Origin of the sequence: Streptomyces omiyaensis, from assembly GCF_014650895.1 — a bacterium.
Lineage (GTDB): Bacteria > Actinomycetota > Actinomycetes > Streptomycetales > Streptomycetaceae > Streptomyces > Streptomyces omiyaensis.
The window spans coordinates 45,461-51,787 of record NZ_BMVV01000037.1; the positions used below are offsets into that span (position 1 = coordinate 45,461).

Consider the following 6,327-nt stretch of genomic DNA (forward strand, 5'->3'; position numbering starts at 1 on the left):
CCGGGGTACACCGGACGGTGACGGCGGCTAGGGCTTCTGCACCGTCCGGTGTACGGAGCGGGGCAGCCAGACGGCCGTCAGGACGGCCGCGGCGAGGAGGACCCCGGTCGAGACCCGGAAGGCCATGGCGTAGCCGGGGACCAGGTGGGCGCCGTCCGGGGCGCCGACGGCGGAGAAGTCGGGGCCGGTGGGGACGGCGGCGGCCACCGTCGTCAGGACGGCGAGGCCGAGGGCGCCGCCCATCGTCCGGGAGGTGTTGACCAGACCGGAGACGAGGCCGGCGTCGCCGGGGGCGGCGCCGGAGGTGGCGAGGGTCGCGAGCGGCGTGGTGGCGAGGCCGATGCCGCCCATCATGAGGACGCCGGGGCCGAGGATGGTGGTGAGGAAGGTGCCGTCGGCGGTCAGCGTGGACTGCCAGGCGAAACCGGCGGCGGCGACGAGGATGCCGGCGACGGCGAGGGGCTTGGCGCCGGTCGCGGTCATCAGACGGGGCGCGGCCTTGGACCCGACGAGGACGGCGAGCGAGCTGGGGACGAGGGCGAGGCCGGCCTGGAGCGGGGTGTAGCCGAGGACGTTCTGGGCGTACACGGTCATGAAGAACCACATGCCGAAGGAGCTGGAACCGCACAGCAGGATGCCGGCGTTGGCGGCGGACACGGCCCGGTTGCGGAAGATGCCGAGCGGGACGAGGGGCTCCTCGGTCCGCCGCTGGACGGCGACGAAGCAGACGAGCAGGGCGAGGCCGGCGAGGAGCGGCAGGAGGGTCGCGGCGGAGGTCCAGCCGGCCGTCTCGGTCTGCACGATGCCGTAGGCGAGGGTGGCCAGTCCGGCGGTGACGAGGACCGCTCCGGGCAGGTCGAGGCGGCGGCCCGCGGCGGCGCGGCCCTCGCGGAGCCAGAGCGCGGCGGCGGCGAGGATCAGGACGCCGACGGGGACGTTGACGAGGAGGACCCAGCGCCAGTTCAGCAGGTCGACGAGGAGGCCGCCGACGAAGCCGCCCGCGGCGCCGCCGGCCGCGCCGACCGCGGTCCAGGTGCCGATGGCCCGGCTGCGGGCGGCGCCGGCGGGGACGGCGGAGGTGACGAGGGTGAGGGTGGCCGGCGAGAGGGCCGCCGCGCCGAGGCCCTGCGCGGCGCGCGCGCCGATGAGCCAGGAGCCCTCGGGAGCGATGCCGCCGACGGCCGAGGCGGCGGTGAAGAGGCCGAGTCCCGCCAGGAACATGGTCTTGCGTCCGTACAGGTCGGCCGCCCGGCCGCCGAGCAGCATGAAGCCGGCGAAGGCGATCGAGTAGGCGTTGAGCACCCACTGGAGGCCGAGGGTGCCCAGGCCGAGGTCGGCCTTGAGGGAGGGCAGGGCCACGTTCATGACCGACACGTCGAGGACGACGAGGAACTGTCCGGCGCAGGCGACGAGGACGACGAGCCAGGGTCGGGTGCGGGAGGACGGGGCGGTGGAGGTGGATCCGGTGGCGGAGTCGGTCTGCGGCATGGCTGTCATGGTCGCAGACCGGCTCCGCCCCGTACATGCGCGAAAAGGCCTACGACCTGCGGAGCAGGGTCACCACCGCCGCGCCGCCGAGGCCGATGTTGTGGGCGAGGCCGACGCGGGCGCCGGCGACCTGCCGGCCGGCGGCCTCGCCGCGGAGCTGCCGGACGAGTTCGGCGGCCTGGGCGAGGCCGGTGGCACCGAGGGGGTGGCCCTTGGAGATGAGGCCGCCGGAGGGGTTGACCACCCAGCGGCCCCCGTAGGTGGTGGCACCGGACTCGACGAGCTTGCCGGAGGCGCCCTCCTCGCACATGCCGAGGGCCTCGTAGGTGAGGAGCTCGTTGATGGAGAAGCAGTCGTGGAGCTCGATGACGTCGACGTCCTCGATGCCGAGTCCCGACGCCTCGTACGCCCTGCGGGCGGCCTCCCGCGCCATGGGGCGGCCGACGGCGTCGATGCAGGAGCCGGAGGCGAAGGACTCGCCGGTGTCGGTGGTCATGGCCTGGCCGGCGATCTCCACGGCCCGGTCCTCCAGGCCGTGGGCGGCGACGAAGCGGGCGGAGACGACGAGGGCGGCGGCGGCCCCGTCGGAGGTGGGCGAGCACTGGAGCCTGGTGAGGGGGCGGTGGACGGTCTTCGCCGCGAGGATCTCGTCGACGGTGTGGACGTCCTGGAACTGGGCCTGGGGGTTGCGCGAGGAGTGCAGGTGGTTCTTGGCGGCGACGGCCGCGAGCTGCGCCTCGGTGGTGCCGTGCCGCTCCATGTGCTCGCGGGCGGCGTTGCCGAAGATCTGCGCGGTGGGCGGGGAGGCCTCGAAGCCGTGGGCGGCGGCCATGATGCCGTAGTGGCGGGCGACCGGGGAGGTCGCGAAGTCCCCGGCGCCGCCCGCCCCGCCGCCGAGGGAGCCCCTGCTCATCTTCTCGAAGCCGAGGGCGAGGACGCAGTCGGCGATGCCGCCCTCGACGAACTGGCGGGCGGTCATCAGGGCGGTGGAGCCGGTGGCGCAGTTGTTGTTGAGGTTGTAGACGGGCAGACCGGTGAGGCCGAGTTCGTAGACGGCCCGCTGACCGGCGGTGGAGGCCTGGAAGCAGTAGCCGACGGCGGCCTGTTCGACCTTCCCGTACGGGATCCCGGCGTCGGCGAGGGCGGCGGTGCCGGCCTCGCGGGCCATGTCCCAGTACTGCCAGTCGCGGGTCTCGGGCTTCTCGAACTTCGTCATGCCGACCCCGACGATGTACGACTTCATGGCGTGCCCTCTCAGTCCCTGGGGAGGCCGAGCAGGCGCTCGGCGACGACGTTGAGCTGGACCTGGGTGGTGCCCCCGGCGATGGTGAGGCAGCGGGACATGAGGACCCCGTGGACGGCCGCCGCGCCGGGTCCCTCGCACACGGCGCCGTCGGGGCCGAGGAGTTCGAGGGCGAGTTCGGCGGTCTTCTGCTGGTGGAGGGTCTGGACGAGTTTGCGGACGCTGGCGCCGGCACCGGGTTCGAGGCCGGAGACCTGGAGGAGGGTGGTGCGCAGGCCGATGCAGGCGAGGGCGTGGGCCTCGGCGAGGAGGGCGCCGGTGCGGGCGCGGACGGAGCCGTCGGCCTCGGCGGAGGCCTTGATGAGCGCTTCGAGGCCGGTGTCGAAGACGACCTGGTCGGCCATGTGGACGCGTTCGTTGCCGAGGGTGTTGCGGGCGACGCGCCAGCCGTCGTTCACCTCGCCGACGACGGCGTCGGCGGGGAGGACGGCGTCGTCGAACCAGACCTCGTTGAAGAGGGAGTCCCCGGTGATCTCCTTGAGGGGGCGGATGTCGATGCCGGGGGTGTTCCTCATGTCGACGAGGAAGTAGGTGAGCCCCCGGTGCTTGGGGGCGTCGGGGTCGGTGCGGGCGAGCAGGATGCCGTGGTCGGCCCCCTGGGCGGCGCTCGTCCACACCTTCTGTCCGGTGATCCGCCAGCTGCCGTCCCCGGCGCGTTCGGCGCGGGTGCGCAGCGAGGCGAGGTCGGAGCCGGCGCCGGGCTCGGAGAAGAGCTGGCACCAGCGCTGTTCGCCGCGGAGGGTGGGCCCGAGGTGGCGTTCCTGCTGGGCGGGGCTGCCGTGCGCGAGGAGGGAGGGCACGACCCAGGTGGCGATGCCGAGTCCGGCGACGACGATGCCCGCCTCGTCGAGTTCGCGCTGGACGGCGAGCTGCTGGAGCGGGCCGGCACCGAGGCCGTACGGCTCCGGGAGGTGCGGGGCGGCGTAGCCGGTGGGGGCGAGGGCCCGGCGGGCGGCGGCGGGGTCGAGTCCCCGGGCGGCGCCGAGGGCCTCGCGGGCGGCGGCGCGGTACGGCTCGGCGGCGGCCGGCAGGTCGAGGCGGAGGCCGCGGCGCAGCCCTCCGGCGGCGTGCCGGAGGGCGTCGAGCCGGAAGCGGTCGCCGGTGCCGAGGAGTTGCCGGGCGACCAGGGCGCGGCGGAGCAGGAGGTGGGCGTCGTGCTCCCAGCTGAAGCCGATGCCGCCGAGGATCTGGATGCAGTCCTTGGCGCAGCCGTGGGCGGCGTCGAGGGCGGTGGCGGCGGCGAGGGCGGCGACGAGGGGCCGGGCGGGGTCGTGGGCGGCGCGGGCGGCGTCCCAGGTGAGGGCGCGGGCCTGTTCGAGCCGGACGAGCATGTCGGCGCAGAGGTGTTTGACGCCCTGGAACTGCCCGATGGGGCGGCCGAACTGTTCGCGGGTGCGGGCGTGTTCGGCGGCGGTCTCGACGGCGCGGGCGGCGGTGCCGCAGGCGTCGGCGGCGAAGAGCACGGCGGCGAGGTCGTGGGCGAGGCCGGTGTCGAGGGCGAGGGCCCGGCCGGCGGGGACGCGGAGGGCGGCGGCGGTGACCTCGGCGGTGGGCCGGGTGGGGTCGGCGGAGGCGTGGGCACGGACGGCGGGTCCGGTCCCGGCGGGCGCCCCGGGTGCGCCGGGCGTGTCCACGGCGAGCCAGACGGTCCCGTCGGCGGTGGCGGCCTGGAGGAGGAGCAGGTCGGCCTGGCCGGCGCCGAGGACGGGCGGCGCGGTGCCGTCGAGGAGGTATCCGGTGCCGGTGCGCACGGCGGTGAGGGTGCCGGTGCCGCCGAGGGCGACGGCGCCGGTCCGCCGTCCTTCGGCGAGGTCGGCGAGGAGCGTGCCGGGGCCCGCGGGCCCGGGTTCCGGCCGGTCGGCGGGGTGGAGGGGTGCGGCGTGGTGGAGGAGTGCGGCGGCGAGGACGGTGGGGAGGTAGGGGCCGGGGAGGAGGGCCCGGGCGGTCTCCTCCACGACGACGGCGAGGTCGTCGAGGCCGCCGCCCCCGCCTCCGTGCTCCTCGGGTACGTGGATCCCGAGGAGGCCCTGCGCGGCGGCGGCGTCCCAGTGTCCGGGCCGGCCGCGCGGCGGCTCGGGCGCGTCGAGCCACCGGCGGAGCTCCTCGGGGGGTGCGGCGCGGGTGAGCCAGGCGCGGACGGACCGGGCGAGGTCCCGCTGTTCGTGCGTGATGGCGATGCCCATGGCGCGCAGATTAGAACACGTTCCATTCTGACGGAAGGTCAGATACGGAGTGGATCCCGCGCCCCGCGGGCGGTCAGCCCTCCCCCTCCGCCGCTTCCGCCTCCGCGTCCCGCGGGGGCGCGGGCTTCGACAGCAGGATCTCCCGGGCCTGCTCGGCCGCCCGCACTATCCCCTCGCTCACGAAGTCCATGAAGCGGGCCACGTTCTCCAGGCGGGCGGCGGCCGGGGTGCCGGCGCCGAGGACGGCGACGCCCTGCCGGGCGATCTCGACCATCTGTTCGTTGGCCTTGGCGGCGGCGATCATCGACTGGTACCAGAGCTCGTCGTCGACGATGTACCGCTCGCGGCGGCGGTCGTCGCGCTCGCGCCGGATGAGGCTCTGGCTCTCCAGGAAGGTGACGGCCTTGGAGATGGACCCGGCGCTGACCTGGAGCCGTTCGCCGAGCTCGCCGGCGGTGAGGCTGCCCGCGTCGGTGGCGTAGAGGGCGGCGAGGACGCGGGCCGTCATGCGGGGCAGTCCGCCCTGCATGAAGACGGTGGCGAAGGCCTCCTCGTAGTCGCGCACGGCCGCCGCGTCCCGCCCGTCGGCCCGCACGGCCGGCTGGGCGGCACCGCCGGACCGGCGCCGCCGGGCGCGGCTCTCGGTGGCGCGGTGGGCGAGGTCGGGGCGGTAGGCGGCGGGGCCGCCGTTGCGCATCACCTCGCGCGTGACGGTGGAGGTGGGACGTTCGAGCCGCCGCGCGATCTCCGCGTAGGCGAGCCCGTCACCGAGCCCCAGCGCGATCTGCTGACGCTCCTGCTGGGTGAGCCTGCCTCCCGGCATCGCCGTCTCCCTTCCTCCGCGCGTCCGCGCGTCCGTGTGGTCCGCGCCCCTCACGGGCCCGATACGGCGCCAGCATAGCGTTCACCCTCCCATCATTGCAACGCCTGGGCATATGCCGTTGCATCAATCCAGCTTTCATTGCAATGAATTCTCCATTCTGACCTGCGTATATGCGATTCCAGCGCAACGAAGCAGTTGCCACGCCCTGGAAAGCAACGTAACTTTTCCCTTGTCGGAAACACCGGCCGAGAGAAACTCACACAGGAGCAGTCACCATGCAGACCTTCGCCACCGCCGCCCCCGTCACCGCCGTCGTCACCGCCCCCGCCGGCCACCTCCGCTTCATCGCCGCCGACCGCACCGACACCACCGTCGACATCCGCCCCGCCGTCCCCGGCCGCAGCCGCGACGTCAAGGCCGCGAAAAAGACCACCGTCTCCTTCACCGACGGCGTCCTGCGGATCACCGCCCCCGAGACGAACAACCAGCTCCTCGGCGCCTCCGGCTCCGTCGAGATCACCGTCCAGCTC

Annotated in this window: 4 protein-coding genes and 1 pseudogene; 1 reads left to right on the forward strand and 4 read right to left on the reverse strand. The window is 74.7% G+C overall.

From position 1 onward, the window contains the following. Nucleotides 1-27: 27 nt before the first annotated feature. From IE287_RS35005 to IE287_RS35020, 4 genes are all read right to left on the reverse strand, one after another. Nucleotides 28-1,497, reverse strand: a complete 1,470-nt coding sequence (locus IE287_RS35005; protein WP_189853437.1) for an MFS transporter — start codon at nt 1,495-1,497, stop codon at nt 28-30. A 40-nt stretch (nt 1,498-1,537) separates the two neighbouring features. Continuing rightward, nucleotides 1,538-2,731, reverse strand: coding sequence for a lipid-transfer protein (locus IE287_RS35010; protein WP_189853438.1), 1,194 nt, complete (start codon nt 2,729-2,731; stop codon nt 1,538-1,540). An 11-nt stretch (nt 2,732-2,742) separates the two neighbouring features. Next, complete coding sequence (locus IE287_RS35015; RefSeq protein WP_189853439.1) at nt 2,743-4,974, reverse strand: acyl-CoA dehydrogenase family protein; 2,232 nt, start codon at nt 4,972-4,974, stop codon at nt 2,743-2,745. Nucleotides 4,975-5,047: 73 nt separating this feature from the next. Further along, nucleotides 5,048-5,797, reverse strand: a complete 750-nt coding sequence (locus tag IE287_RS35020; RefSeq protein WP_189853440.1) for a GbsR/MarR family transcriptional regulator — start codon at nt 5,795-5,797, stop codon at nt 5,048-5,050. A 275-nt stretch (nt 5,798-6,072) separates the two neighbouring features. Here IE287_RS35020 and IE287_RS35025 point away from each other — a divergent pair. Next, a pseudogene (locus tag IE287_RS35025) lies at nt 6,073-6,327 on the forward strand (DUF4097 family beta strand repeat-containing protein); the annotation flags it as partial.